Origin of the sequence: Pseudoalteromonas sp. NZS127, from assembly GCF_015864805.1 — a bacterium.
Classification (GTDB): domain Bacteria; phylum Pseudomonadota; class Gammaproteobacteria; order Enterobacterales; family Alteromonadaceae; genus Pseudoalteromonas; species Pseudoalteromonas nigrifaciens.
The window spans coordinates 140,622-164,323 of record NZ_JADYWN010000001.1 but is presented as its reverse complement, the minus strand read 5'-3'; the positions used below and the strand labels follow the sequence as shown (position 1 = coordinate 164,323).

Annotated in this window: 27 protein-coding genes and 1 riboswitch; of the genes, 12 read left to right on the top strand and 15 right to left on the bottom strand. The window is 40.6% G+C overall.

Annotated features, from left to right (window positions below; all coding sequences use genetic code 11):
* Positions 1–5: 5 nt before the first annotated feature.
* Positions 6–1,829 (bottom strand): DNA helicase RecQ, encoded by a 1,824-nt coding sequence (recQ, locus tag I6E78_RS00810; protein ID WP_192532767.1) that lies wholly within the window; start codon positions 1,827–1,829, stop codon positions 6–8.
* 201 nt (positions 1,830–2,030) lie between these two features.
* On the opposite strand from recQ, the gene I6E78_RS00805 reads away from it, so the two are divergent.
* Both I6E78_RS00805 and rarD read left to right on the top strand, forming a co-directional pair.
* Positions 2,031–2,486: a thioesterase family protein gene (locus I6E78_RS00805; RefSeq protein WP_172459223.1), complete on the top strand. Its 456-nt coding sequence runs from the start codon at positions 2,031–2,033 to the stop codon at positions 2,484–2,486.
* A 52-nt stretch (positions 2,487–2,538) separates the two neighbouring features.
* Positions 2,539–3,459: an EamA family transporter RarD gene (gene rarD, locus I6E78_RS00800; protein ID WP_011329218.1), complete on the top strand. Its 921-nt coding sequence runs from the start codon at positions 2,539–2,541 to the stop codon at positions 3,457–3,459.
* A 112-nt stretch (positions 3,460–3,571) separates the two neighbouring features.
* Here the strand turns inward: rarD and I6E78_RS00795 are convergent, their stop codons facing one another.
* Positions 3,572–3,946, bottom strand: coding sequence for a DUF413 domain-containing protein (locus I6E78_RS00795; RefSeq protein WP_011329217.1), 375 nt, complete (start codon positions 3,944–3,946; stop codon positions 3,572–3,574).
* Positions 3,947–4,036: 90 nt separating this feature from the next.
* Between I6E78_RS00795 and I6E78_RS00790 the strand changes: the two genes are divergently transcribed.
* The 8 genes from I6E78_RS00790 to ung all read left to right on the top strand — a co-directional run bounded on the left by I6E78_RS00790 (position 4,037) and on the right by ung (position 11,699).
* Positions 4,037–4,900: a LysR family transcriptional regulator gene (locus tag I6E78_RS00790; RefSeq protein ID WP_011329216.1), complete on the top strand. Its 864-nt coding sequence runs from the start codon at positions 4,037–4,039 to the stop codon at positions 4,898–4,900.
* A 162-nt stretch (positions 4,901–5,062) separates the two neighbouring features.
* On the top strand, positions 5,063–6,001 hold the full coding sequence (locus I6E78_RS00785) for a porin (RefSeq protein WP_089368748.1): 939 nt from the start codon (positions 5,063–5,065) through the stop codon (positions 5,999–6,001).
* Positions 6,002–6,046: 45 nt separating this feature from the next.
* Positions 6,047–6,187, top strand: a riboswitch (cobalamin riboswitch).
* 79 nt (positions 6,188–6,266) lie between these two features.
* Positions 6,267–7,079 (top strand): ABC transporter ATP-binding protein, encoded by an 813-nt coding sequence (locus I6E78_RS00780; RefSeq protein ID WP_089368747.1) that lies wholly within the window; start codon positions 6,267–6,269, stop codon positions 7,077–7,079.
* 1 nt (position 7,080) lies between these two features.
* Positions 7,081–8,082 carry a FecCD family ABC transporter permease gene (locus tag I6E78_RS00775; RefSeq protein ID WP_089368981.1) on the top strand — a complete coding sequence of 334 codons (1,002 nt, stop codon included), beginning with the start codon at positions 7,081–7,083 and terminating at the stop codon, positions 8,080–8,082.
* A 9-nt stretch (positions 8,083–8,091) separates the two neighbouring features.
* Positions 8,092–9,582: a cobyric acid synthase gene (locus I6E78_RS00770; RefSeq protein WP_179806965.1), complete on the top strand. Its 1,491-nt coding sequence runs from the start codon at positions 8,092–8,094 to the stop codon at positions 9,580–9,582.
* Positions 9,566–10,165 carry a cob(I)yrinic acid a,c-diamide adenosyltransferase gene (cobO, locus tag I6E78_RS00765; RefSeq protein ID WP_182683923.1) on the top strand — a complete coding sequence of 200 codons (600 nt, stop codon included), beginning with the start codon at positions 9,566–9,568 and terminating at the stop codon, positions 10,163–10,165. The genes I6E78_RS00770 and cobO overlap by 17 nt, the downstream gene beginning before the upstream one ends.
* Positions 10,165–11,040, top strand: a complete 876-nt coding sequence (locus I6E78_RS00760) for a cobalamin-binding protein (protein ID WP_197181799.1) — start codon at positions 10,165–10,167, stop codon at positions 11,038–11,040. The genes cobO and I6E78_RS00760 overlap by 1 nt, the downstream gene beginning before the upstream one ends.
* Positions 11,037–11,699 (top strand): uracil-DNA glycosylase, encoded by a 663-nt coding sequence (ung, locus tag I6E78_RS00755; RefSeq protein WP_197181798.1) that lies wholly within the window; start codon positions 11,037–11,039, stop codon positions 11,697–11,699. Before I6E78_RS00760 ends, ung begins: the two co-directional genes overlap by 4 nt.
* A gap of 56 nt (positions 11,700–11,755) precedes the next feature.
* Here ung and I6E78_RS00750 read toward each other — a convergent pair whose 3' ends face one another.
* Positions 11,756–11,935 (bottom strand): DUF3545 family protein, encoded by a 180-nt coding sequence (locus I6E78_RS00750; RefSeq protein ID WP_011329208.1) that lies wholly within the window; start codon positions 11,933–11,935, stop codon positions 11,756–11,758.
* A 270-nt stretch (positions 11,936–12,205) separates the two neighbouring features.
* The gene (gene tal, locus I6E78_RS00745; RefSeq protein WP_197181797.1) at positions 12,206–13,156 is read right to left on the bottom strand and encodes a transaldolase; all 951 of its coding nucleotides are present in this window, start codon (positions 13,154–13,156) and stop codon (positions 12,206–12,208) included.
* A 231-nt stretch (positions 13,157–13,387) separates the two neighbouring features.
* On the opposite strand from tal, the gene yaaA reads away from it, so the two are divergent.
* Both yaaA and I6E78_RS00735 read left to right on the top strand, forming a co-directional pair.
* The gene (yaaA, locus tag I6E78_RS00740; protein ID WP_197181796.1) at positions 13,388–14,167 is read left to right on the top strand and encodes a peroxide stress protein YaaA; all 780 of its coding nucleotides are present in this window, start codon (positions 13,388–13,390) and stop codon (positions 14,165–14,167) included.
* Positions 14,168–14,299: 132 nt separating this feature from the next.
* On the top strand, positions 14,300–15,256 hold the full coding sequence (locus tag I6E78_RS00735; protein ID WP_197181795.1) for a mechanosensitive ion channel family protein: 957 nt from the start codon (positions 14,300–14,302) through the stop codon (positions 15,254–15,256).
* 87 nt (positions 15,257–15,343) lie between these two features.
* Here the strand turns inward: I6E78_RS00735 and mgtE are convergent, their stop codons facing one another.
* From mgtE to I6E78_RS00680, 11 genes are all read right to left on the bottom strand, one after another.
* Complete coding sequence (mgtE, locus tag I6E78_RS00730; protein WP_011329204.1) at positions 15,344–16,702, bottom strand: magnesium transporter; 1,359 nt, start codon at positions 16,700–16,702, stop codon at positions 15,344–15,346.
* A 147-nt stretch (positions 16,703–16,849) separates the two neighbouring features.
* A complete protein-coding gene (locus I6E78_RS00725) occupies positions 16,850–17,122 on the bottom strand; it encodes an HPr family phosphocarrier protein (RefSeq protein ID WP_011329203.1) in 273 nt (90 codons plus the stop codon).
* Positions 17,123–17,165: 43 nt separating this feature from the next.
* Positions 17,166–18,011 (bottom strand): RNase adapter RapZ, encoded by an 846-nt coding sequence (gene rapZ, locus I6E78_RS00720; protein ID WP_011329202.1) that lies wholly within the window; start codon positions 18,009–18,011, stop codon positions 17,166–17,168.
* Between the two features lie 21 nt (positions 18,012–18,032).
* Complete coding sequence (gene ptsN, locus I6E78_RS00715) at positions 18,033–18,485, bottom strand: PTS IIA-like nitrogen regulatory protein PtsN (protein ID WP_041454569.1); 453 nt, start codon at positions 18,483–18,485, stop codon at positions 18,033–18,035.
* Between the two features lie 4 nt (positions 18,486–18,489).
* Positions 18,490–18,777, bottom strand: a complete 288-nt coding sequence (gene hpf / locus I6E78_RS00710) for a ribosome hibernation promoting factor (protein ID WP_011329200.1) — start codon at positions 18,775–18,777, stop codon at positions 18,490–18,492.
* 26 nt (positions 18,778–18,803) lie between these two features.
* Positions 18,804–20,297 carry an RNA polymerase factor sigma-54 gene (locus I6E78_RS00705; RefSeq protein ID WP_041454568.1) on the bottom strand — a complete coding sequence of 498 codons (1,494 nt, stop codon included), beginning with the start codon at positions 20,295–20,297 and terminating at the stop codon, positions 18,804–18,806.
* Between the two features lie 69 nt (positions 20,298–20,366).
* Positions 20,367–21,092 carry an LPS export ABC transporter ATP-binding protein gene (gene lptB / locus I6E78_RS00700; RefSeq protein WP_011329198.1) on the bottom strand — a complete coding sequence of 242 codons (726 nt, stop codon included), beginning with the start codon at positions 21,090–21,092 and terminating at the stop codon, positions 20,367–20,369.
* Complete coding sequence (lptA, locus tag I6E78_RS00695) at positions 21,089–21,634, bottom strand: lipopolysaccharide transport periplasmic protein LptA (protein ID WP_182676499.1); 546 nt, start codon at positions 21,632–21,634, stop codon at positions 21,089–21,091. Before lptA ends, lptB begins: the two co-directional genes overlap by 4 nt.
* The gene (gene lptC, locus I6E78_RS00690) at positions 21,624–22,181 is read right to left on the bottom strand and encodes an LPS export ABC transporter periplasmic protein LptC (protein WP_089368740.1); all 558 of its coding nucleotides are present in this window, start codon (positions 22,179–22,181) and stop codon (positions 21,624–21,626) included. The genes lptA and lptC overlap by 11 nt, the downstream gene beginning before the upstream one ends.
* The gene (kdsC, locus tag I6E78_RS00685) at positions 22,178–22,729 is read right to left on the bottom strand and encodes a 3-deoxy-manno-octulosonate-8-phosphatase KdsC (protein WP_197181794.1); all 552 of its coding nucleotides are present in this window, start codon (positions 22,727–22,729) and stop codon (positions 22,178–22,180) included. Before kdsC ends, lptC begins: the two co-directional genes overlap by 4 nt.
* On the bottom strand, positions 22,730–23,701 hold the full coding sequence (locus tag I6E78_RS00680) for a KpsF/GutQ family sugar-phosphate isomerase (protein WP_011329194.1): 972 nt from the start codon (positions 23,699–23,701) through the stop codon (positions 22,730–22,732).
* Position 23,702: the final 1 nt, after the last annotated feature.

Here is a 23,702-nt window from a genome sequence, read left to right as displayed (position 1 = left end):
TGCTCTTAGTTAGTAGCAAGGTAGTTGCGAATTGCAGTTAAAAACTCACCGCCATACTTATTTAATTTAGTAAAGCCAACACCCGACACCTTTAAGAATTCGCTGTCGTTGGTCGGCATTAGCTGCGCCATTTCTGCAAGCGTTTTGTCGTTAAATACCACGTACGGCGGTACATCGTCGGCATCGGCTAACTCTTTTCGCAGCGCCCTTAAGCGAGCAAATAGCTTTTTGTCGTAATTAAACTGAGCTAATTTATCTTGATAAACATGCTTCGCTTGCAGGCGAGGCTCTGCGAGTTGCAACGCATATTCGCTTTTTAAAATAGCGCGCGCGGCTTCGGTTAAACGCAGTGATGCACCTTGGGTTATATCTTGGCTTAATAAGCCTTGATGAATAAGTTGGCGTAAAATACTTAGCCAAAATTCACTACTTTTGTCTTTGCCAATGCCGTAGGTGCTGAGTTGATGATGGTTATTATCGCGAATACGACTAGTGTTTGCACCGCGTAGTAACTCAACAATATATCCAAGGCCAAAGCGTTGCTCTGCTCTGTATACACACGATAGCGCCTGCTGCGCTACTAAAGTGCCATCAAAGCTTTTGGGCGGATTTAAGCAAATATCGCAGTTACCGCATGGCTCACGTTGATACTCACTAAAATAGTTAAGCAGTATTTGTCGACGGCAGGTTTGTGCTTCGGCAAAACTGGCCATGGCATTAAAGCGCTGCTCTTCGACGCGGCGACGTTGCTCGTCGTCAATATCTTCAAAAAAGCGTCTTACGCGGCCTATATCAGCCGGATCAAAATACATTATAGCCTCAGCGGCAAGTCCATCTCGCCCAGCGCGGCCAGTTTCTTGATAGTACGACTCTATGCTTTTGGGAATATCGTAATGCAATACAAAGCGCACATTGGGTTTATTTATACCCATACCAAAGGCCACTGTAGCAACCACTATTTGTATATCGTCGCGGGCAAAGCCGGTTTGCACAAATTGGCGCTGCTCGTTACTCATACCTGCATGATAGGCGGCGGCGTTAAGTCCCGCGTCGGCTAACTTTTCGGCTATGTCGTCTACGCGCTTACGGCTGGTGCAATAAATTATGCCGCTTTGGCTTTTTTGTTCTTTTAAATAGCGCAGCAGTTGCACCATAGGTTTAAATTTTTCTTCTATGGTGTAGCGAATATTAGGGCGATCAAAGCTGCCGGTATGAATATAGGGTTGTTGTAACTTTAATTGCTCAACAATATCAAAACGAGTGGCTTTATCGGCAGTTGCAGTAAGGGCCATCATAGGTACATGAGCAAAGCGCTGTTTTAATTCGTTTAAACGAAAGTAATGGGGTCTAAAATCGTGCCCCCAATGCGATACACAATGCGCTTCGTCAATAGCAAATAAGCTGATTTTTAAATGCGATAAGCGCTCTAAAAACTCGCGCTGCAGCACTTTTTCAGGGGCAACATACAGTAGTTTAATTAATCCCTGATGGAGTTGTTGGTATACCTGCTGCTGCTCTTCGCGGGCTAAGCTATTATTTATATATGCGGCTTTAACGCCCAGCGCTTGTAGTTGAGTTACCTGATCTTGCATTAGCGATATTAGCGGAGAAATAACAATAGTTACCCCTTCAAGCACTAAAGCGGGTATTTGATAGCACACAGATTTACCGCCACCGGTTGGCAGCAATACCAACGAATCTTGGCCGTTAATGGCTGCATCAATAACCGTTTTTTGGCCGTCGCGAAATTCACTATAACCAAACACTTGTTTGAGTACAGCTTCAGGGGTGCGCACAAGTGAGCTAGAGGGTGGTGTTAATGTATTCATTGCGGGGTATTTTAGTGTTTTTTGTACAGGATGTCTTTAGCGAGTGTTGAATGTTTTTTGAATAAATTTATAACGTGTGAATTTACTCGCTCAGGGGGGTGATATTAGCTGACTTTAAGCGGCTAATAAATTTAACTGTGTTGCTAGTTTTATCCTAGTTATGCTTTACTCCTCTTACCAGATATAACATAGAGAATAATAATGAATAAAGAAATGTTAATAGAGCATGTAGGCTCGCTGTTTGTAAATAATATGCCGTTTAATCAGTTTTTAAAAATATCGGTAGAATCACTTAGCCCAGAACAAGCAAAAATATCGTTTCCTTGGCAGGATATACTCATAGGTAATCCGGCACAAAAAATACTCCATGGCGGCGTTATTTCGGCAGTGCTCGATAACGTAGGTGGTATGTTAGCTGCAGCAAGTGTAATAGATAAGCTAAACGATGTTGATATTTTATCTGTGCAGCAAAAACTAGCCACCTTGGGCACTATAGATATGCGCACCGATTACCTACGCCCAGGCAAAGGCGAGAAATTTATAGCCAGTGCCACTTTAATTCGCTCGGGCAATAAAGTATGTGTTTGTAGGATGGAATTGCATAATGAGCAAGCAGTACAAATAGCATTTGGTACGGGTACGTATTTAGTTGGCTAATAAAAGTTTGCGGAGTAAACTGGCGACCTTTTGAATAACTAAGTGTTTATTTATGCCGATTGATACCGAGAAGCGCAAGGGCGCCATTTTGGCTTGCATCGCTTTTACTATATGGGGTTTAGCACCTATATACTTTAAGCAACTCCAGCATGTTACTGCATTTGAAATTTTAACGCATCGTGTTGTGTGGTCGGTGATGTTTTTAATTATTATTGTGAGTATTTTAGGCCAGTGGGATAGAATTAAACGCATTATAGTACAGCCTAAATTATTGTTAATGCTGGTTTTAACCTCGTCGATACTGGGGTTTAACTGGGGCCTATTTATATGGGCAGTTAATAATAATCATATGCTCGATGCCAGTTTAGGTTATTACATTAATCCGTTACTAAATGTATTACTGGGAGTGTTATTTTTAGGCGAACGTTTACGTAAGTTTCAAATGGTTGCTGTTGCTTTAGCATTTACCGGTGTACTGCTGCAATTAATAAGTTTTGGTTCATTTCCTGTGGTTGCTTTTTCGTTAGCTATATCATTTGCAATATATGGTTTACTGCGTAAGAAACTGCCAGTGGAAGCATTGTCCGGTATTTCAATAGAAGCATTTATACTCTTGCCCGTAGCGCTTATTTATTGGTATTTAATGGTGCCTACAGCAACGTCAAGCTTGCCTGCTAATGACTGGCATACCAATGTGTTACTCATTAGTGCCGGGATCATTACCACCTTACCACTACTGTGCTTTACCGGCGCTGCTAAGCGTTTGCAATACACCACTTTAGGCTTTTTTCAGTACATAGGGCCAAGTTTGATGTTTATATTAGCTGTAATGCTTTACGGTGAAGTGTTTGATGCCGAGCGAGTAGTTACATTTGTTTGTATTTGGAGTGCATTGGCTATTTTTAGTTGGGACTCTTTTAGGCAATCTCGGAAACGTAAAAAAGCCGCTATTGTTGCCTCAGGCGTGGTTTAAAAGTTAGTTAACTTAAGTAAGCCCGTAGCGCGATGTATTTTGTACTCGCGCTAGGCTTGGTGTATGTTTAACTATTTAAGTTTAAAACGTAAAAATTAAATAGTTTAAGCAATTACATACTGTCTGACTCGGCGTAATAGTCTTGGCTTATTGGTGCTGGGGTCGCTATTTTTGAGCGGCCAAATAATGTATGGAACTTTGCTTTGCTGGTTGTTAACTTTAAGTATTTAACCCAAGCGCGCTCAATTGCATTGGTTGGCTCTAAAGCACCACTAATAACAGCGACAAATTGTTGCTGATGTTCATTTTGTGGCTCTAGGGCTTTATTATGTAAGCCTTTTAAAACAACACCGTGTTGCTCTAATATACTGGCTTCTAATAAGGTAAAGTTTCCGCTGCGACCAAATCCGCGTGGGAAGTTTTGATCATCAAAAAACTGACGTTGACTAACAAATGCTTGGCGAAGTAGTGAAATATCATTGCTCATTGTTGTACCCTCATACCTTGGTAATTGCTGGAGTATGCGGCAAGTTTGCAAATATTTTAAACAAGTTATTTTTATCGTGAGGATAAAAAATTGGATATCGATTTATTAAAAACATTTGTTGAGGTAGTACGCACTCGTCACTTTGGCAAAGCGGCTGAAAACCTTTATATCACGCAGTCTGCAGTAAGCTTTAGAATTCGTCAATTAGAGCAAGGGCTTGGTGTTAATTTGTTTATTCGCCAGCGCAATAATATTCAACTAACAGCGCCAGGTGAGCGTTTATTACCCCATGCACAAATGATCATTACCGGCATGCAAAGAGCAAAAGTAGATGTGGCACTTGCCGATAATATGCATAAACAAATTTGCCTAGCGGGTACACCAAACATTTGGGATGCATTTTTACAGTTTGGTATTACTAATATTGTATCGGCAATGCCCGGTGTGTCTTTGGTGGCTGAGGTAAAAGCACAACAAGAAAGTACCCGCCTGTTATTAGAGCGCACCTTAGATTTAGCTATTTTATTTGATCCACCAAAAGTTGATGAGCTGGTGGTTGAGCGAATTTGTGAACTACCCATTATACCGGTAAGCGCGTTTGATACTGCCAGTTACGATAACTTTTTTGATAACCAGTACGTATATGTTGACTGGGGCACGACATTCTCACTGTGGCATGCTCGCCAGTTTACTGGCAAAACCCCACCTTACTTTAGAACAAGTACAGGGCGTATAGCACTTGATTTAATATTGCAATGCGGAGGGAGTGCATTCATTCCTCAAGTACTTGTTGCAGCGCATTTAGAAAAAGGCGAGTTATTTCATGTGAAAGACGTAGAAACCACCTCGCGCGATATATTTGTTGCCTATCACAGAGACAATGAGCAAAAAGAGTTAATAGAAACATTAGTAAATTTATTAACCCAAATGACTCCTAAGTTACCCGTTGAGTAAGGCCAATGGTTTTGCTGTATATGTACGTTTGATTGCAACTATTATGTGTTTTTATGAATTTAAAAGTGTAAAAATATGACGTCTGTAATATTTTTGTCATTTAACAATGCCAAACTCCTGTTGCATTAAAAACGAGTCTGTTGTGATTATCGAGGAAATAACATGAAATTTGTAAAGTCGAGCTTATGTGTAGCTTTATTAGGTGGTTTGTCTTTTAATGCGCTTGCTGAAGTGGATTTTTACGGTAAAGCGAACGTAACACTACAGTCGTCGGATGATGGTGAGGGGTCTTTTACCGAAATTAAAAGTAACAAATCACGTTTGGGCTTAAAAGGGTCTGAAAAAATATCTGATGGCTTAGAAGCTGTTTATAAGTTTGAATTTCAAGTTGATGTTTCTGACGCCGACTCAAAAGGTGATAATGACGACAATATCTCTGCTCGTAATCAGTATATAGGTTTAAAAGGCGCGTTTGGCCAAGTTGTTATTGGCCGTAACGATACCGCGCTTAAGCAGTCACAAGGTAAAGTTGATTTATTTAGCGACCTTGAAGGCGACATTAAAAATGCCTTTAAAGGTGAAAATAGAATGGGCAGTAGTGTTTCTTATGCCTCTAATTCTTACCAAGGTTTTAAGCTTTTGGCTACGTTTGTTGCAGAGGATAGCGATTCAGCAGGTGCTGAAAATGGCTATTCAATGGCAGTAACTTATGGTGACGCAGCCCTTAAAAAGAGCGCAATATATGCCGCTATTGCTGCCGATAGCGAAGTGAACGGCTACGATGTATTGCGCGCATCAGTACAAGGTAAAGTAGCCGATTTTAAATTAGGCGCTATGTATCAAACGCAAGAAAAAGTTGATGGCAGTAGTGAGGCCGACGGTTATTTATTAAGTGCGGCTTACACTATGGCTAGCAATACCTTTAAATTGCAGTACCAGGCAATGGATTTTAAAGGCAGTGATGACAAAACGGCTATTTCGGCAGGTGTTGATCATCAGTTAAATAAAAACACTAAATTATTTGGTTTTTATTCTAATTTCGATATGGACAACAACGTTGACCAAGACTACTTAGGTGTAGGTATAGAATATAAATTTTAAGCAGCGCTTAGCACTGCCTTTTTAAGCCGTACTTTGTTAAGTGCGGTTTTTTTTGCTTTAAATTATTTACTTAGCCGCCCATAATAGAGTATTCATTTGGAATGAGGTGCAACTCCTCAACTGTTCCCGCAACTGTAATTAGCATAACGCTTTAAGTCAGATACAAATAAACTATTTTAACGAGCGGGTTTACTCATCTTCAAATTATGTACTAGCCATAGTTAGTTGCATTGTTAGTGAGCGCATTCCTGCCTAGGGCTAACTATTGCAAACTCAAACGCCATTAAATACACCATTGTTAAGCGTTAATCACGTGTCGTGGAATATTGGCAGTAAAACTATCCTCAACAATGTTAATTTGCAAATAAAGCAAGGTAAGTTCGTTGGCTTAATTGGCCCCAATGGCGCAGGTAAATCTAGTTTACTGCGGTGTTTGTATCGCTTTAATCAGCCCACTGCAGGGCAAATTAAATTTAATAATACCGATATTTGGCAGTTAAAAAGCCATGAATACGCAAAGCAGGTTGCGGTTGTTTTACAAGAAACCCCATCACAATTTAATTTAACTTTATTAGATGTGGTTGCACTTGGGTTAACCCCGCATAAAGCATTATTTAGCACCACCACAACAGCCGACACACAAAAAATAAACCAAGCTATAGCGCGAGTTGGCTTGCAGGATCATGCAAGCCAACGTTTTGAGTCGCTTTCGGGAGGAGAAAAACAACGTGCATTAATTGCTCGGGCTATGGTGCAGCAACCGCAACTATTAATTATGGATGAGCCAACCAGCCACTTAGATGTGAAGTATCAAATTCAGGTAATGGAGTTGGCTAAATCGCTTGGCGTTACTGTGTTTGCATCGTTTCATGATTTAAATTTAGCCGCTGCTATGTGCGATGAGCTGGTGGTTATAAATCACGGCGAAATTGTTAATACAGGCTCTCCCATCGATGTGCTCAGCGAGGACATGCTCAATGATGTATTTGGTGTATGTGCACAAGTAAGCCACCACCCGCAAATGTCTAAACTAGGTGGTGTTATTCCACATATTACTTACTTTTATGGGTATGAATAATATGCGCATGCTTAACAATCATTCAATAGCACTTTTAGTCACAGTACTAGCTGCATTATTTACGTTATTTACGGCGCTGAGTTATGGCGCTGCCGACATATCATTAACTGATGTATTTAAAAGTATTTTCACCTCAACAGAGGGCTCCTTTAACACTCGAATTATTGTTGAATTAAGAATGCCACGCACATTACTGGCATTTTTAGCTGGCAGTGGTTTAGCCATTGCCGGGCTTATTTTGCAAACCGTGACGCGTAATCCGTTAGCAGATCCTTATTTATTTGGGATATCGTCTGGGGCGTCTTTGGGGGTAGTTATACTCATGGCGTTTGTGGGCATTAGTGCGGGCTTTGCATTATCGGCAGCGGCATTGGCTGGCAGTTTAGTGGCTATGAGTTTACTTATATTGATTGCAGGGCGGCAGCAAAGTGGGCAAGTAGAATCTATGCTGCTGGCAGGTGTGGCCTTGTCATTTTTATTTAGCGCATTTACCAGTTTATTACTTTACTGGAGCGATCCTCAGGCAGTTGCGGCTATTTTATTTTGGACGCTCGGCAGTTTTGCACGAGCGCAGTGGGCAACGCTGTGGTTACCTTTTGTGGTTATTGTATTGTGTACATTTACAATGCTTAGTTTTAGGCGCCAACTAAATGCCATGCTGCTCGGCGATGAAAGTGCTATAACACTGGGTGTGCGGGTACATCGCTTTAGAATATTGATGCTAGTTTTAAGTTCGCTGATAACGGCAGTGTTAGTGGCTATGTGTGGCGGAATTGGCTTTGTAGGATTAATGGTGCCGCATATAGTGCGTTTTTTTATCTCCCAAGGTAGCTTATCTGGCTTACTGGTAACGAGTTTGGTGGGCGGTACTTTTATGGTTTGGGTTGATGTGCTAGCGCGCACGTTATTAACTAATCAAGAGTTACCCGTTGGGGTTATTACTGCAGCTATTGGTAGCGTGTTTTTTTTAAGCTTATTGTATTTTCGTAAGCGCCAGGTGTAGGGCTATAAAATGAAAACGTTAATGGTGCAAGGCACCACATCCGATGCGGGTAAAAGTACACTGGTTGCGGCGCTGTGTAGAGTATTTGCTAATAGAGGGCTAAATGTAGCGCCATTTAAGCCACAAAATATGGCATTAAATAGTGCAGTTACAGATGATGGTGGTGAAATAGGTCGTGCTCAAGCACTGCAAGCTATAGCGGCAAAGGTAGCCCCTGAAACTGACTTTAATCCCATATTACTTAAGCCAAATAGCGATACTGGCGCGCAGGTTATTATTCATGGTAAAGCCATAAGTAATATGGAAGCTGGGGCGTATCACGATTATAAAAAAGTAGCTATGGATGCAGTACTCACGTCGCATAACCGTTTAGCAAAACGTTTTGATTTATTGCTGGTGGAAGGGGCGGGCAGCCCAGCCGAAATAAACCTCAGAGCCAACGACATTGCTAATATGGGCTACGCCGAAGCCGTTGACTGCCCCGTAATTATAATTGCCGATATAGATAAAGGCGGTGTGTTTGCTCATTTAGTGGGTACTTTGGCATTGTTGAGTGAGTCGGAGCAAGCGCGGGTAAAAGGCTTTGTAATAAATCGTTTTAGAGGCGATATAAGCTTATTACAAAGTGGACTTGATTGGCTGGAACAGTACACAAGTAAACCGGTGTTAGGCGTATTGCCGTATTTACACGACCTTGCATTAGATGCTGAGGATGCAATTGCTATTGATAATACGCTAACTAATGCCAGCGTTAATATTGCCGTGCTGCTTGTGCCGCACATCAGCAACCATACTGACTTTGATGCACTGCGCTTACATCCCAATATAAATATTAATTATGTAGCGCATACACAAGCGATCCCCGATGTTGATTTGATCATTTTACCGGGGAGTAAAAACGTATTAAGTGATTTAGCCTTTTTAAAAAATGAAGGCTGGGATACACAAATAAAACGCCATTTACGTTATGGTGGTAAAGTGCTCGGTATTTGTGGTGGTATGCAAATGCTTGGCAATAGTATTAATGATCCCCTAGGTGTTGAGTCATCATTACAGCATATGCCGGGGCTAGCTTTAAGTGATTTTACCAGCACACTTACAGCACAAAAAATATTGAGTAATGTAACCGCGACTATGCAATTAAATAACCAGCAAACACTTTGTAGTGGCTACGAAATTCATGCAGGCATTAGCCAAGGTGAAGCACTTAATAAACCATTTTTAAGCTTTAATGAACACCCAAATGGCTTTACAGCCGATGGGTTTATTAGTGATGATAACGCCATAGCGGGTACTTATTTACATGGCTTATTTGATCAAGCGAGTGCCACATTGCAAATATTAAAGTGGCTCAAAGCCGATACAGTTATTAATCCGGTTAATATTAACCAGCACCGTGAGCAGCAACTAGAGCGTTTAGCTGCCATGTGTGAAACGCATTTAAATATTGCACACATTATTAAAATTTATGAAGGGCATAATCATGAGCGAACAAAGTAAAGATAAACATCAGCAACGCCAACAAAAATTAAAAGATCAAGTTGATGCACGAATAGCTGCAGCGCAACAAGAAAAAGGTATTTTTCAAGTTATAACTGGTAATGGCAAAGGTAAGTCGACCTCAGGATTTGGTGTGGTAGCACGTTGTGTTGGCCATGGAAAAAAAGCCGCTGTGTGTCAGTACATAAAAGGCACTTGGGAATGCGGAGAGCGTAACTTGTTACAGGGTGCGGGTGTGGAGTTTGTGGTAATGGGCACAGGCTTTACATGGAATACCCAAGACAAAGAGAGCGATACCGCAGCCGCGCAAGCTGCTTGGCAAGAATCAAAGCGACTGCTTAGCGATGCAAGCCTAGATGTAGTGCTGCTCGATGAGCTTACCTACATGGTAACCTATGGGTATATTGATGTAGATGAAGTGCTAGAGGCGATTGGCAACAGACCGCCAATGCAGTCGGTTATTATTACCGGCCGCGCAGCCCATCGTAAATTAATAGAACTGGCTGACACAGTAAGCGAAGTGCGTAATGTAAAACATGCATTTGATGCAGGTGTTAAAGCTCTGCAAGGTTTTGATTACTAATGTTTAAACAGCTTGTTGTTGGCCTATTGTTACTCTGTTTATCCCAGCATGCGCAGGCCAACAAGGTACAAATTGATAAAGTACAGCCAGCTAAAACACTGCGTATTGTGGCACTGGCCCCGCACATAGTAGAAAACCTGTATGCAATAGGCGCGGGAGATAATATTGTTGGCACAGTTGATTACGCCGACTACCCTGCAGCGGCAAAAGGTATTACCCGTATTGGCGGTTACTATGGTATTTCAATCGAAAAGCTTTTAGTCCTTAAGCCTGATATAGTAATTGCTTGGAAAAGTGGTAATCAAAGCGATGATTTAGCACAAATAGAGCGCTTAGGTATTAAGCTTTATTTAACTGATCCAACGACAATTACAGGTATTGCCGATGAGTTGCTTATGCTAGGAAAACTTACCGGTAACATTAAAAAAAGCGAGCAAGTGGTAAAAGCATTTAATGCTAAACTTGCAGCCATTAAAGCCAAGCAACAGGGTAAAAGTAAACTCACTGGCTTTTATCAACTCTGGTCTGAGCCGATGATGACAGTGTCGAAAAATACCGGAATAAGTGAGTTAATAGCCACTTGCCAAGTAACCAATGTATTTGCAAATAGCCGCACCGACTATCCACAAATAAGCATAGAAAATGTGATTGTGGCTAAGCCGCAAATTATAATTATTCCGGATGAAAAATCAGCAACACCGCAACCTACTATTAATTGGCAGCAATGGCCAGAAATACCCGCAGTAAAAAATAAGCAGTTTTTATCTGTAAATGCCGACTTACTACATCGTTTTTCAGCGCGTATGCTAGATGGGCTGGCCGATATGTGTGATAAAATAGACGTATCACGTCAACAAATAAAGAGCATACAATGAGCGATTGGACTGCATTTTTAAAGCAAGAATTACAGCAAGCATATATGCAGCAAACACTCGACTACGTTGCTAAGCGCCGCAGTGAAGGTGTTGCTGTTTATCCTCCAAAAGAGCAAGTGTTTAGCGCATTTGCTGCAACACCGCTTAGTGATATACGCGTTGTTATTTTAGGGCAAGATCCTTACCACGGTGAAGGCCAAGCGCATGGTTTGTGTTTTTCAGTATTACCTGAGGTTAAAAAGCTGCCACCTTCGCTTAAAAATATTTATAAAGAGCTGGCTAGCGATATAAACGATTTTGTTATTCCTACCCATGGTTACTTGCAAAGCTGGGCAGAGCAGGGAGTGTTTTTACTCAATACAGTACTTACGGTAGAGCAAGGCCAAGCCCATTCGCATAAACACTTAGGATGGGAGCAATTTACCGATAAGGTTATTGCGCATATAAACACCCATTGTGAAGGCGTAATATTTATTTTGTGGGGTGCTCATGCACAAAAAAAAGGTAAGGGAATTGATAGCGCACGCCAGCATATTTTAGCAGGGCCGCACCCATCGCCACTGTCTGCTCATCGAGGTTTTTTTGGTTGTAGGCATTTTTCAGCCACGAATGCGTTATTGCAATCTCAAGGTAAAACGCCGATTATTTGGCAAGTATAATTTTAACTTTTAAAACCAAAGGCCCGCACAGTAATGCGGGCCTTTTAGTTAGTCGTTTAAAAGTCGAGCTCATTAACGGCTATACTGTCTGTAAAGTAGTCCAACTCCTGTAGTTCTTTGCGTAAACGATACTTTTCTTGTATTGCTTCGATTTCGCGCCATCTTCTTTTTTTATTTTTTTGAGAAGCTTCCTTTTTTGTTTCAGGACCTTCTATTATATTGCTCAGGCTATCCATGAATATCTCCTTTAGACTGCATTTGATACCAGTCTTATTAAAAACATAAGCTATAACGGCTCACTAATTTAACGCAATAGGTATTAACTTCGCGAATACCTATACCATAGGCCTAGCTAAAATAGAATATAAAAGTGACATTTATGTTACTAAAGTGTGATCTGTTGATGAAGCTTTACTTTATGATGGGTTTATAAGTTTTTTGCATATAAATTACCAGCATAAAAAAACGTCGCAACTGCGACGTTTTTATACAAGCGTTTGAGCCAATTACATGGCTTTAAAGCGTGCTTCTAATTGCTCTTGAGCATCAGCAAAAGAGCGAATACCTTCAGCTAACTTTTCAGTCGCCATAGTATCTTGGTTATGCAACCAACGAAATTGAGCTTCGCTAAGCGGTGCCGGTTTTGGCTGCTGCGCAACATCTTTTGCTAGTAAGTATTCTGGTGCATCTTCAAGGTTACCCAACTCTTCTAAAAGATTGGGGCTAATAGTTAGCTTATCGCAACCAGTAAGGGCAATAATTTCGCCGGTATTACGAAAACTTGCACCCATAACTACCGTTTTGTAGTTGTGGCGTTTATAAAATTCAAAAATGCTGCGTACCGATTGTACCCCAGGATCTTGCAGTGGGTCGGTCGGTTTTTCCATACCGTTAGCAACGTGCCAATCTAAAATACGACCAACAAATGGCGAGATTAAAAATACGTTAGCATCGGCGCAAGCACGTGCTTGGGCATCACTAAACAATAAAGTAAGGTTACATTTAGTACCTTCTTTTTCTAGTTGTTCAGCGGCTTTAATGCCTTCCCAAGTAGAGGCTACTTTAATTAAGATTTTATCTTTGCTTACGCCTTCTTTTTCGTAAAGACTAAGTAGCGTGTGCGCTTTATCAATAGTTGCTTGGGTATCAAACGAGAGACGTGCATCTACCTCAGTAGAAATATAACCAGGTACAATAGCGCTAATTTCTTTACCTAATAATACCGCAAAGTAGTCGCATGCTAGCGCTAGTTGCTTCGCTGGATCTTGCTCGGTTTCTTTGGCGTAGCTCCATGCTTTATTTAAATAAGGCTTATAGGCTTCAATCTCGCTCGCTTTTAATAACAATGACGGATTGGTCGTTGCGTCTTCTGGTTGATGCTTTTTAATTGCTTCAATATCACCCGTGTCGGCCACGATTGATGAATGTTGTTTTAGCCTTTGTAGCGCGTTAGTCATTTGCTTTCCTCATTCCAAGCAAGTTAAAAGAAAATCTAAACTACTTTAATATTACACCATACTGCAACAGCGAAGTAATGCTTGATAGGTCTTATGTCCTTATCAATATAAAAACGGTTATGTATGAATTATTAAGGTAGGATCAGTCTGTTTAATATTAAACAAAACGTGCTTTTCGTTTCATTTAATGTTGAAATTGACATTAAATAAATTACAAGTCAATAGCTAACTATGATCACTGTTATTTCACCTGCAAAAAATCTTGATTACACCACGCCACCTGCAACCGATAAGTTCACTCAACCGGAATTACTTGAGCACAGCGAAGCACTGATGCAAGTATGCCGTGAACTAACCCCTGCGCAAATTGGCAGCCTGATGAAAATTAGCGATAAGCTCTCAGGGCTTAACGCTGCTCGCTTTAGTGAGTGGGCACAGCCATTTACCACAGAAAACGCTAAACAAGCGGTACTGGCCTTTAATGGCGATGTATATGGTGGTTTAGATGCTAGCACGCTAACGGCTAATCAGCTTGATTACGCACAAAGCCACCTACGCATATTATCGGGCTTATATGGGCTTTTAAAGCCGCTTGATTTAATGCAAGCGTATCGCCTTGAAATGGGCACCAAGCTTGAAAACAGTCGTGGTAAAAACCTGTATGAGTTTTGGGGCAGTGTAATTGCCAATAAACTTAACGAGGTATTAAAAGCCGAGGACGCCCAATACTTAGTTAACCTTGCTTCAAACGAGTACTTTAAAGCGGTTGATAAAAAAGCCCTTAATGCACAAATAATTACTCCACACTTTAAAGACTGTAAAAATGGTCAATATAAAGTAATTAGTTTTTACGCTAAAAAAGCACGAGGCATGATGGCGCGTTACCTCATCGAAAATAAAGTAACTCAGCTAAGCCTGCTTAAAGAGTTTACAGTAGCGGGTTATTACTTTAGCGCCGAAGCAAGTGTGAAAGAGCTTGAGCCAGTATTTTTACGCGATGAACAAAGCTAAAACTTAAACCTTTACCTAATCTATAAAAGCCATGCACAGCATGGCTTTTTTAATACTGGCGCTATACTTGCAATTGATATGCGAATTCAAGATTGATTCTAATCACATTATAAATCAATAGGTGCAAGTTACATGTTTAGTATTCCCTCAATTAGCGACGCCGAAAAACTTATCGAAGAAAAGCTCGGAGGGTGGTTTGATGTCGTTATAAGCCATATTCCTAATTTTATTGTGGCAGTTATTATTGTCATTCTATTTTCTATGCTGGCTCGCTTTGCCGGTAACTTAATGAAAAACTTATTGCGCCGCTCCCTCGATTCAAAACAGATAGCTGATTTAATGGCTTCTATATTTAAAGTGCTGATATTAAGTGTAGGAGTGTTTATAGCACTGGATTTTATGGGCTTAAAAGGCACGGTAACGTCATTACTAGCTGGTGCCGGTATTGTTGGTTTAGCGATTGGTTTTGCATTTCAAGATATGACCGAAAACTTAATAGCAGGTATTGCTATGGGTATTCGTAAGCCATTTAAACCAGGTGATGTAATAAAAACTGATGATGTGTTTGGCTCTGTGCATTCAATAAACCTACGTAATACACTAATAGAGAGCTTTTATGGGCAGCAAATATTAGTGCCTAATAAAATACTATTTAGAAATGTATTGCGAAACTACAGCACGCTAGGCGTTAGACGCATAGAAGTGCCGGTAAGAATTTCATTAACAGAAGACATAGAAAAAGCCGCAAACGTTATTGTGGATAAAATTAATCAATTTGAGTTTGTAATACGCCAAGATGAAACGGCCGTATACGCAGAGAGTTTTGGCGACAGTAGTATTAATTTATTATTGTGGTTTTGGATTAAATACCCTGGTGAGCCAGACTTTATGACAGTACGCCACAAAGGTGTTGTGGCAGTACAGCAAGCACTAAATGAGGCTGATATTCGTATTCCATTCCCAATACGTAGTTTAGATTTTGGGGTTAAAGGTGGCGAAAACCTCGATGCAATAATAAGTAATAAAGTAAATACACAATCGTCAAAGCAAGAAGGAGCCGATGGCTCTACAATCAATAAAGAAGACTAGATAACCTGAACGCTGGTTAAATTATATTGCGTAAAAGTTACTTTTAACCAGCGCGTATTTACACAGTAATGTGCGCTGGTTTATTTATTAAACCAGCAACCAAGTTGCGGTGCCTAAAAAGGCAAATATACCTACTATATCGGTTACTGTAGTGAGTATTACACTGCCAGCAAGTGCAGGGTCTATTTTCATACGTTTAAGTATTATAGGAATACACGCACCCGCCACACCCGCAACAACTAAGTTCATAAACATTGCAAACGCCAGTACCGCGCCAAGCATTAAGTCCCATTGCCATAGGGCTATAACACTGGCAATTAAAACAGCCCATAAAATACCGTTTAATGCACCAATGGCTAGCTCTTTTATCATTACAAAACGTTGGTTAGTTTGGTTAATATGACCCACTGCTATACCACGAATAACCAAGGTTAATGACTGGCTACCGGCCACCCCACCCATTGAGGGGACAATGCCGTTAAGCACGGCTAAAATAGGCAGTATTGCTAAAGTGCCTTCAAAAAAGCTGGCAACAAAAGCGGCTGCCAGAGCCGTTAATAAGTTAACACCTAGCCAAACAGAGCGTTTTTTTGAGCTTTTTAAAACCGGTGCGAAGGTATCTTCTTCATCATCAAGACCCGCTAAACCTAATAAGTGATGCTCTGCGTCTTCACGAATTACATCAACAATGTCATCGATAGTAACACGGCCAAGTAGCTGGGCGTTGTCGTCAACTACTGGGGCTGATATCCAGTTATGACGTTCAAATAACTGCGCCACTTCGCTTTCATCCATCGAAATAGGAATAGACTCACAGTCTTCATCCATTAGGTCGTGAACAATTTTTTCGGGCGAATTGGTTAGTAAGGTGCTTAACGATAAAGCGCCTAAAAAACAGTTATGCTTATCGACAACGTAAAGGTCGTCGGTACCCTCAGGGAGTTCGCCGCGCAGACGAATGTAACGCAGTACCACATCTAGGGTTACATCAGGGCGAATGGTTACTGTATCTGTGTTCATCAGCGCGCCAGCAGAGCGTTCCTGATAGGAGAGTGCTTGCGTAGCACGTTCTCTATCTTGAATGTCCATGGCGCTAACCACGTCTTTATAAACCGTGTCAGGCAGGCTTCGCAGTACTTCACCTAAGTCATCGTGGCCCATGTCTTCAGTGGCAGCAGCAATGTGCTTAGGTTCCATTTGGGCAATAATGCCTAAACGTACATCTTCAGAGAGTTCTTCAAGGACATCACCTTGTACATCTGGATCAACTAATTGCCAGAGCAGGCGACGAACTTTATGTGGTGATGATTCTAGTAAAAGTGCGGTATCACAAGGAGCTGTTTTTGCCAGCATGCGCCTAACTTGAACAAACTGACCACTATTGAGTGACTTGGTCACTTGTTGTAATTGTTGTAGTGGATAGTCTTGTTCGAAAGTTTCGGGCATTGGCGTCCTTAATTTATTTTTATAACGTTAGGGAAGAAGTTAGTCATTAACTTCGTTCAGTTTATCTTACTTTTTTTAGCCAAACTAGCTTAAGGTTTCACTAACCCTATATTTTAGCTCGTTTACTTGGTTTAAATAAAGTGCCTACTATTCTTGTTCGTTAAAGCGCTGCGCTATTAATTGGCCAACGGCATGTAAAGCATGCTCTGCATCGGGTCCTTCGCACACTACTTTTACTTCTTTACCTTGGCTGCTTTCTAGTAACATTAAAGCCAGTACGCTATCGCCAGCGGCTTCTTTTTCATCTTGAAATAAGGTAATAGATGCGTCAAATTGTACCGCTAATTGTGCTAATACGGTAGCAGCTCTAGCATGCAGGCCTAGCTTGTTTTTTATTAAAAATGTATTTTCTAAGCGCATAAGATACTCTACTTAAGCTGAACAGATGATTATTTAAATTGAATTATTTTTCTTGCTCGCGATGGCGAATTTTTACATTAGGGTGAGACATAGCAAAGCTTTCACCAATTGTTTGCGCTAAATAAACTGAGCGGTGCTGACCACCAGTACAACCAATAGCAATGGTTAAATAACTGCGATTATTACGCTCTAGGTGTGGTAACCACGTTTGTACAAAGGTTTGAATTTGCCAAGTGAATTTTTGCACAATACTATGACTAGCTAAATAATCTTTTACTGGTTGATCTAATCCAGTTAAAGGCTTGAGCTCCGGTTCCCAGTGTGGGTTTGGTAAAAAACGCGCATCAAAAACATAATCAGCACCTTTGGGAATACCATGCTTAAAGCCAAACGACTCAAAGGTAATGATAAGCTGTTTGTCTTTTTTACCGAGTATGGTTTCACGCATAGATTCAGCAAGTTGATGCACACTTAAATCGGTTGTATCAATGACATGATCAGCCCGCGTTACGAGTACATCGAGTAATTCTTTTTCCTTTTTTATTGCTAAATCTAGCGGTAGCGAATCAATCGAAAGCGGGTGCAAGCGACGTGTTTCTGAATAACGGCGGATTAACGTTTGATCGTCGCTATCTAAATAAAATAACGTTGGTTTAGCAAAGTCGGGTAAGTACTCAAGAATATCGTTAAACTGCTGCTGGTCTTTAGGCAGGTTACGCACGTCTATACTAACGGCTATTTTATCGTAGTTATCAGAGACACTGCGCACTAATGAAGGCAGCAAATTTACCGGAATATTATCTACACAATAGTAACCTAAATCTTCTACAACACGTAAAGCAACTGACTTACCAGAACCTGATCGGCCACTTATAATAATTAATTCCATTTACCACCCCTTTATTAGTAACTAGGATTGATCCAAAATAACTTGGTATAACGCTTCATCAGACTTTGCCGCACGCAATTGCTTACAAAACTCTTTATCGTTTAGTTTATCAGCTATTGTGGCTAGTGTTTTCAAGTGCTGCTGGTTATCGCCATCGGGCACTATAAGCGCAACAAAAATATCAACTGGACGATTATCAATTGCATCAAAATTAATAGCGGTTTCGCTTATTAAAATTAAGGCAAGAGGCTCTTGTGCCCCGCTCATACGGCCATGTGGAATTGCTATTCCTCGGCCAATACCGGTACTACCTAGCTTTTCTCTTGCCAATAAAGCAGTGAGAATATCTTGCTGAGGTAAATACGGCATTTTTTTATGCGCGAGTTCACTGATGAATTCTAAAATTCTTTTTTTACTATTAAAAAGGACCACAGCTTTGCTGCAGTCCTGGCATATAAGTGAGCTTAATTTCATAGTGTTAGTGTCGAGCAAACTTCTCTTTGTGTTTAATTACTTGACGATCGAGTTTGTCAATCAACGAGTCAATGGCAGCGTACATATCTTGGTGTTCGGTCGATGCAAATAGCTCAGCGCCACTTACAAAAATTGTTGCTTCAGCTTTTTGACTTAATTTTTCTACATCGAGAATAACATGCACATTAGTTATGTGATCTGAGTGTCTTTGCAGCTTTGCAAATTTATTATTTACATAGTCTCTTAATGAGTCTGTAATGTCTACATGACGACCAGTTAAGTTTAGTTGCATCAGCATTTTCCTCTTTGTTGTACGTCTTAAATCAAGCTTTTACGTTGATTCGACGGGGGAATAGCCAGAGATTCGCGATATTTTGCAATTGTCCGTCTAGCTACTTTAATTCCTTGCTCAGCCAATATATCTGCAATCTTGCTATCACTCAATGGTTTGGCTAAGTTTTCTGCAGCTATCAACTTTTTAATCAGGGCACGTATGGCAGTTGATGAACATTCGCCACCATTTTCGGTGCTTACATGGCTTGAAAAAAAGTACTTAAGCTCAAAAATGCCACGTGGAGTGTGCATATATTTTTGCGTAGTGACCCGTGAAATAGTCGACTCGTGCATTTCAACTATTTCGGCAACATCGTTTAATACCATAGGTTTCATGGCTTCTGGGCCATGTTCAAAAAACGCTTGTTGCTGCTTAACAATACAATTAGTTACTTTCAGGAGTGTTTCGTTTCTACTTTCTAGGCTTTTAATAAACCATTTAGCTTCTTGTAAGTGCGAGCGAATAAATTGGCTGTCACCGCTGGATTTTACTGTACGAGACATAGCCGCATATTGGCTGTTAACACGTATTTTTGGCATGCTATCTGGGTTTAGCTCTACCACCCAGCGGCCTTTTATTTTTTTAACAGACACGTCAGGTATAACGTATTCAGACTCTTCTCTGACAATAGTATCCGCAGGCTTAGGATTAAGCGTATGAATAAGTGTCATTATTTCTTTAAGCTCTTCTTCTTTGAGCTTAGTTTTTTTCATTAACGTACGATAGTCGCGAGCAGCGAGTAAATCGATATGATCAGTTAACACCATTTTTGTTTCGTTAATATAAGGGGTGTCTTTATCAAATTGATTTAATTGAATGCATAAGCATTCTTGCAAGCTGCGAGCTGCAATACCAACAGGATCAAATAATTGAATGCGCTTTAGCACTGCTTCTATTTCATCTAGTTCTACTTCGTGTTCGTCGTCAGTTTCTTGGTTAAAGCTTGCTAAAAGGTCTTCGCAACTGAGGGTTAAAATACCAGAGTCATCTACGGCTTCAACAATAGCTATGGCAATAGCTTCGTCGGTAGGGCTAAAAGGGGTGAGCTGTAATTGCCACATTAAGTATTCATGCAGGGTTTCGGTTGATGCACCTTGATAAATAGATTCATCTTCAGGCATTGGCCCTGATGAAGAGGCAGGCGCTGCGCTCATATATTCATCCCATGATACATCCATGGCCATGTCGTCGCTTATGGTGTCTTTATTTAGTGCTTCACCGCTATCTTGCTCATACTCGCTTGGGGTGTCGTCAGCAGAGGCGCTAACAGTAATGTCATCTGCTTTTTGCTCGTTTTTACCTGCTGATTCTTCCGTGTAATCTTGTTCATCAACTTCAAGTAATGGGTTGCTATCAAGTGCTTCTTGTATTTCTTGCTGGAGATCCAAGGTACTAAGCTGCAATAAGCGAATAGCCTGTTGCAGTTGCGGAGTCATTGTAAGTTGCTGGCCCATGCGCAGCTGTAATGATTGCCTCATTTATCTCTAACAATCCTTATAAATTGATATGATTAATCTTAGCAGATGCTTATAGTAATAACATAAATATTACAGTTTGAACTGCTCGCCTAAATAAACATCACGTACTGTTTTATCGTTTAATACAAATTCAGGAGTACCAGATGCAATTAGCTCCCCATGAGAAACAATGTAGGCTTTTTCACAAACATCAAGGGTTTCCCTTACATTGTGGTCGGTAATTAGTACGCCAATACCACGATTTTTAAGGTGTTCTATAATTTTTTTAATATCGAGTACTGAAATAGGATCCACGCCAGCAAAGGGCTCATCAAGCAATATAAATTTAGGATCTGCAGCTAAAGCACGTGCTATTTCTACGCGGCGACGTTCACCACCAGATAGTGCCATACCTAAGCTGTCGCGAATATGTTGCAGGCTAAATTCGTCCAACAAACTATTTAGGGTTTCTTCCCTGGCTTGTTTATTTAGTTGCTTACGCGTTTCTAAAATAGCCATTAAATTTTGATACACAGTGAGCTTTCTAAAAATAGAAGACTCTTGTGGTAAATAACCAATACCTAAACGAGCACGGCTGTGCATAGGAAGTAAGGTAATATCGTTATCATCAATTAATATTTTACCTTTGTCGCTAGGAACTAAGCCTACAATCATGTAAAAGGTAGTGGTTTTACCTGCGCCATTTGGGCCAAGTAAACCAACAATGCTGCCAGCTTTTACTTCAAGTCCTACATTTTTAACAACTTCACGGCCTTTATAGCTTTTTGCTAATAGCTCTGCTTTTAATGTACTCATGGCTGACCTTTATTGAGTTTTTGTTCTTTTTTTACGTCTATAGGCACTAAAATAGTGTGTACCCGATCAGTTGAGTTTTCATCTTTTTCAGCACTTATAAGCTGTTGCTCTATATCGTAGGTGATGCTTTTAGCCGTAATTTTTTGCCCAGCTTGAGAAATGTTTGCATCTCCTACTAGGGTTAAAAAACGTTTCGCTACATCGTAACGTACTTCGTTAGCGCTGGCGCTCATGACAGTACCATCTGCTTGCTTTTCTTCAAAATATGCAGGACTGCCCGTGGCAATTAATAGTTGTTTATTATCGCCAAGTTCGTCGCGCTTATGTACTTCTAAACGATCGGCGGTGATACGACGATTACCGTGAATTATCTCGACGTTTTTCTCAAAAATACCAACGTTTTCTTTTAGTTGGCCTTCTTGGCGGTCAGCACTAATAGAAATTTGATTAGCTAATGGGGAAGTACTTTGCTCTGCCGCATTACTATTAAATACAAGTATAAGCGATGGAATAATAAGTATTTTTGCAAGGTTATTGGTCATAATATAGTGTTCGCGTATGGTTAATTAGTTTTATCACCTCGGTTGTTAAATTGGCTTCAAGGCCTTTACCGGTGATCTTTAAATTCGGTCCAGTTATAATAACGGGCTGTTCGCTGCGCATAGTGAGTAGCATTATATCTACTTGAATATTGTCGGCGGTAATTTTGTCTATCATTGCGCCATCAATTAAGTTTTGGGCAGTTACATTACCCTCTAAAATTAATTGTCTTTCATCGTAAAGTGTTGCTTCATCAGCATTGATACGCCACGTTTTTTGTCTGTCGTCGTACAATATGAAAGTAGGTTTTTCGAATAAGGTAAATCCTAGCTGCTCGTAAAGCTCCGTTTTAACCGCAGTTACTTTATGGCTAATTTCACCGTTTTCGTCAAAAGCTGTTTGTTTTAGCTCAATGGCGGTGTAATCGGGTTTAGCTATTACTTCTGAGTCGGCTTTAGCAACCGTATTTACCTGAGTAAAATAAGGGTACCAAAGCCAAACCATACAGGTGATGAATAAAACGCTTAAGACTATGCGCGCTATATTCATGAACTGGTGCCTTGGCTAGTTAATGGTTTATTGTTTTCAAGCATAAGTAAGTCGGTTAGCTCTCTTACTGCACCAAAACCACCCGGCATTTGCGTAGTGTAATGTGCTAAGCGTTTAATTAGTGGGTGCGCGTCATTTACTGCTACTGCAAAGCCAACTAACTCCATAACAGGCATATCAGGGCCATCATCACCAATATAAGCAATTTGCTCATCGCTCAAATTAAGCTTGTTTTTAAGTTCTTGGTAGGCAATAAGCTTGTTTTCTTGACCTTGATAAATATGCTGCACGGTTAAGCTGGTCATACGTTGTTGTACTATTTGCGAGTGCCTGCCGGTAATAACCGCTACTTCAAAGCCGCTGTTAATAAGTGCTTTAATACCAAAGCCATCTTTTGTATTAAATGCTTTTAGCTCTTCATCTTGGTTGCCAAGATAAATTCGGCCATCAGAAAATACGCCATCAATATCGCATATAAGTAGTTTTACTTTTTTTGCGCGCGCTTTAGCGTCATCACTTAGCGCTTGATAGAGTTCTTCAAATTGCATTTATAATACTCCTGCTTTAAGTAGGTCTTGCATATTGAGTGCCCCAATAGGCTGATTATGCTCATTAATAATAATTAAGCCATTAATGCGTTTATGTTCCATAATATTAAGCGCTTGCGCAGCAAGCATATCTTGGGTTGCCGTGGTACACGATTTAGTCATTACTGCATCTATTGACGTGGTATGAATATCAACGCGTTGCTCTAAAATACGGCGTAAATCACCATCGGTAAATAACCCAGCGAGTTGCTGATTATCGTCAACTATGGCGGTCATACCTAAGCCTTTAGCTGTCATTTCAATCAGCGCATCTTTAATAGTTTGCGAAGTAGTTATAATAGGCGTATTTACACCGCTGTGCATAACATCTTTTAAGGTGAGCAGTAATCGCTTCCCTAAACTGCCACCGGGATGCGATAGTGCAAAGTCATCGGCAGTAAATCCGCGTGCTTCTAACAGTGCTACCGCCATTGCATCGCCCATAGCGAGTGTTGCCGTGGTACTGGCTGTTGGTGCTAAGCCTAATGAGCAGGCTTCTTTTTCTACTTTAATGCATACATGCACGTTAGCAAGTGTGGCCATGGTTGATTGTGTATTTCCTGTCATGGAAATAATTTTTGCACCAAGGCGTTTTAACACTGGAATAATATTAAGTACTTCACTGGTTTCGCCTGAGTTAGAAATAAGCATAACGACATCGTTTTTAGTGATCATGCCCAAATCGCCGTGGCTGGCTTCGCCTGGGTGCACAAAAAAAGCAGGGCTACCAGTGCTTGCTAAAGTTGCCGCAATTTTATGGCCAATATGCCCCGACTTACCCATACCAATAATTATAATACGGCCGCTGCAGTCATACATAAGCTGACATGCCTGATGAAAATTATCATCTACATATTGTTTTATATCAAAAAGTGCTTGGCGCTCGATATCAAGAACACGTAGCCCTTGCTCGATAAAACTTAGCTTGGTCATA

Bases quoted from the DNA above. Each gene is read 5' to 3' on its own strand.
- recQ (WP_192532767.1), bottom strand. From the start codon at position 1,829: ATGAATACATTAACACCACCCTCTAGCTCACTTGTGCGCACCCCTGAA.
- I6E78_RS00805 (WP_172459223.1), top strand. From the start codon at position 2,031: ATGAATAAAGAAATGTTAATAGAGCATGTAGGCTCGCTGTTTGTAAAT.
- rarD (WP_011329218.1), top strand. From the start codon at position 2,539: ATGCCGATTGATACCGAGAAGCGCAAGGGCGCCATTTTGGCTTGCATC.
- I6E78_RS00795 (WP_011329217.1), bottom strand. From the start codon at position 3,946: ATGAGCAATGATATTTCACTACTTCGCCAAGCATTTGTTAGTCAACGT.
- I6E78_RS00785 (WP_089368748.1), top strand. From the start codon at position 5,063: ATGAAATTTGTAAAGTCGAGCTTATGTGTAGCTTTATTAGGTGGTTTG.
- I6E78_RS00775 (WP_089368981.1), top strand. From the start codon at position 7,081: ATGCGCATGCTTAACAATCATTCAATAGCACTTTTAGTCACAGTACTA.
- I6E78_RS00770 (WP_179806965.1), top strand. From the start codon at position 8,092: ATGAAAACGTTAATGGTGCAAGGCACCACATCCGATGCGGGTAAAAGT.
- cobO (WP_182683923.1), top strand. From the start codon at position 9,566: ATGAGCGAACAAAGTAAAGATAAACATCAGCAACGCCAACAAAAATTA.
- I6E78_RS00760 (WP_197181799.1), top strand. From the start codon at position 10,165: ATGTTTAAACAGCTTGTTGTTGGCCTATTGTTACTCTGTTTATCCCAG.
- ung (WP_197181798.1), top strand. From the start codon at position 11,037: ATGAGCGATTGGACTGCATTTTTAAAGCAAGAATTACAGCAAGCATAT.
- I6E78_RS00750 (WP_011329208.1), bottom strand. From the start codon at position 11,935: ATGGATAGCCTGAGCAATATAATAGAAGGTCCTGAAACAAAAAAGGAA.
- tal (WP_197181797.1), bottom strand. From the start codon at position 13,156: ATGACTAACGCGCTACAAAGGCTAAAACAACATTCATCAATCGTGGCC.
- yaaA (WP_197181796.1), top strand. From the start codon at position 13,388: ATGATCACTGTTATTTCACCTGCAAAAAATCTTGATTACACCACGCCA.
- I6E78_RS00735 (WP_197181795.1), top strand. From the start codon at position 14,300: ATGTTTAGTATTCCCTCAATTAGCGACGCCGAAAAACTTATCGAAGAA.
- mgtE (WP_011329204.1), bottom strand. From the start codon at position 16,702: ATGCCCGAAACTTTCGAACAAGACTATCCACTACAACAATTACAACAA.
- I6E78_RS00725 (WP_011329203.1), bottom strand. From the start codon at position 17,122: ATGCGCTTAGAAAATACATTTTTAATAAAAAACAAGCTAGGCCTGCAT.
- rapZ (WP_011329202.1), bottom strand. From the start codon at position 18,011: ATGGAATTAATTATTATAAGTGGCCGATCAGGTTCTGGTAAGTCAGTT.
- ptsN (WP_041454569.1), bottom strand. From the start codon at position 18,485: ATGAAATTAAGCTCACTTATATGCCAGGACTGCAGCAAAGCTGTGGTC.
- hpf (WP_011329200.1), bottom strand. From the start codon at position 18,777: ATGCAACTAAACTTAACTGGTCGTCATGTAGACATTACAGACTCATTA.
- I6E78_RS00705 (WP_041454568.1), bottom strand. From the start codon at position 20,297: ATGAGGCAATCATTACAGCTGCGCATGGGCCAGCAACTTACAATGACT.
- lptB (WP_011329198.1), bottom strand. From the start codon at position 21,092: ATGAGTACATTAAAAGCAGAGCTATTAGCAAAAAGCTATAAAGGCCGT.
- lptA (WP_182676499.1), bottom strand. From the start codon at position 21,634: ATGACCAATAACCTTGCAAAAATACTTATTATTCCATCGCTTATACTT.
- lptC (WP_089368740.1), bottom strand. From the start codon at position 22,181: ATGAATATAGCGCGCATAGTCTTAAGCGTTTTATTCATCACCTGTATG.
- kdsC (WP_197181794.1), bottom strand. From the start codon at position 22,729: ATGCAATTTGAAGAACTCTATCAAGCGCTAAGTGATGACGCTAAAGCG.
- I6E78_RS00680 (WP_011329194.1), bottom strand. From the start codon at position 23,701: ATGACCAAGCTAAGTTTTATCGAGCAAGGGCTACGTGTTCTTGATATC.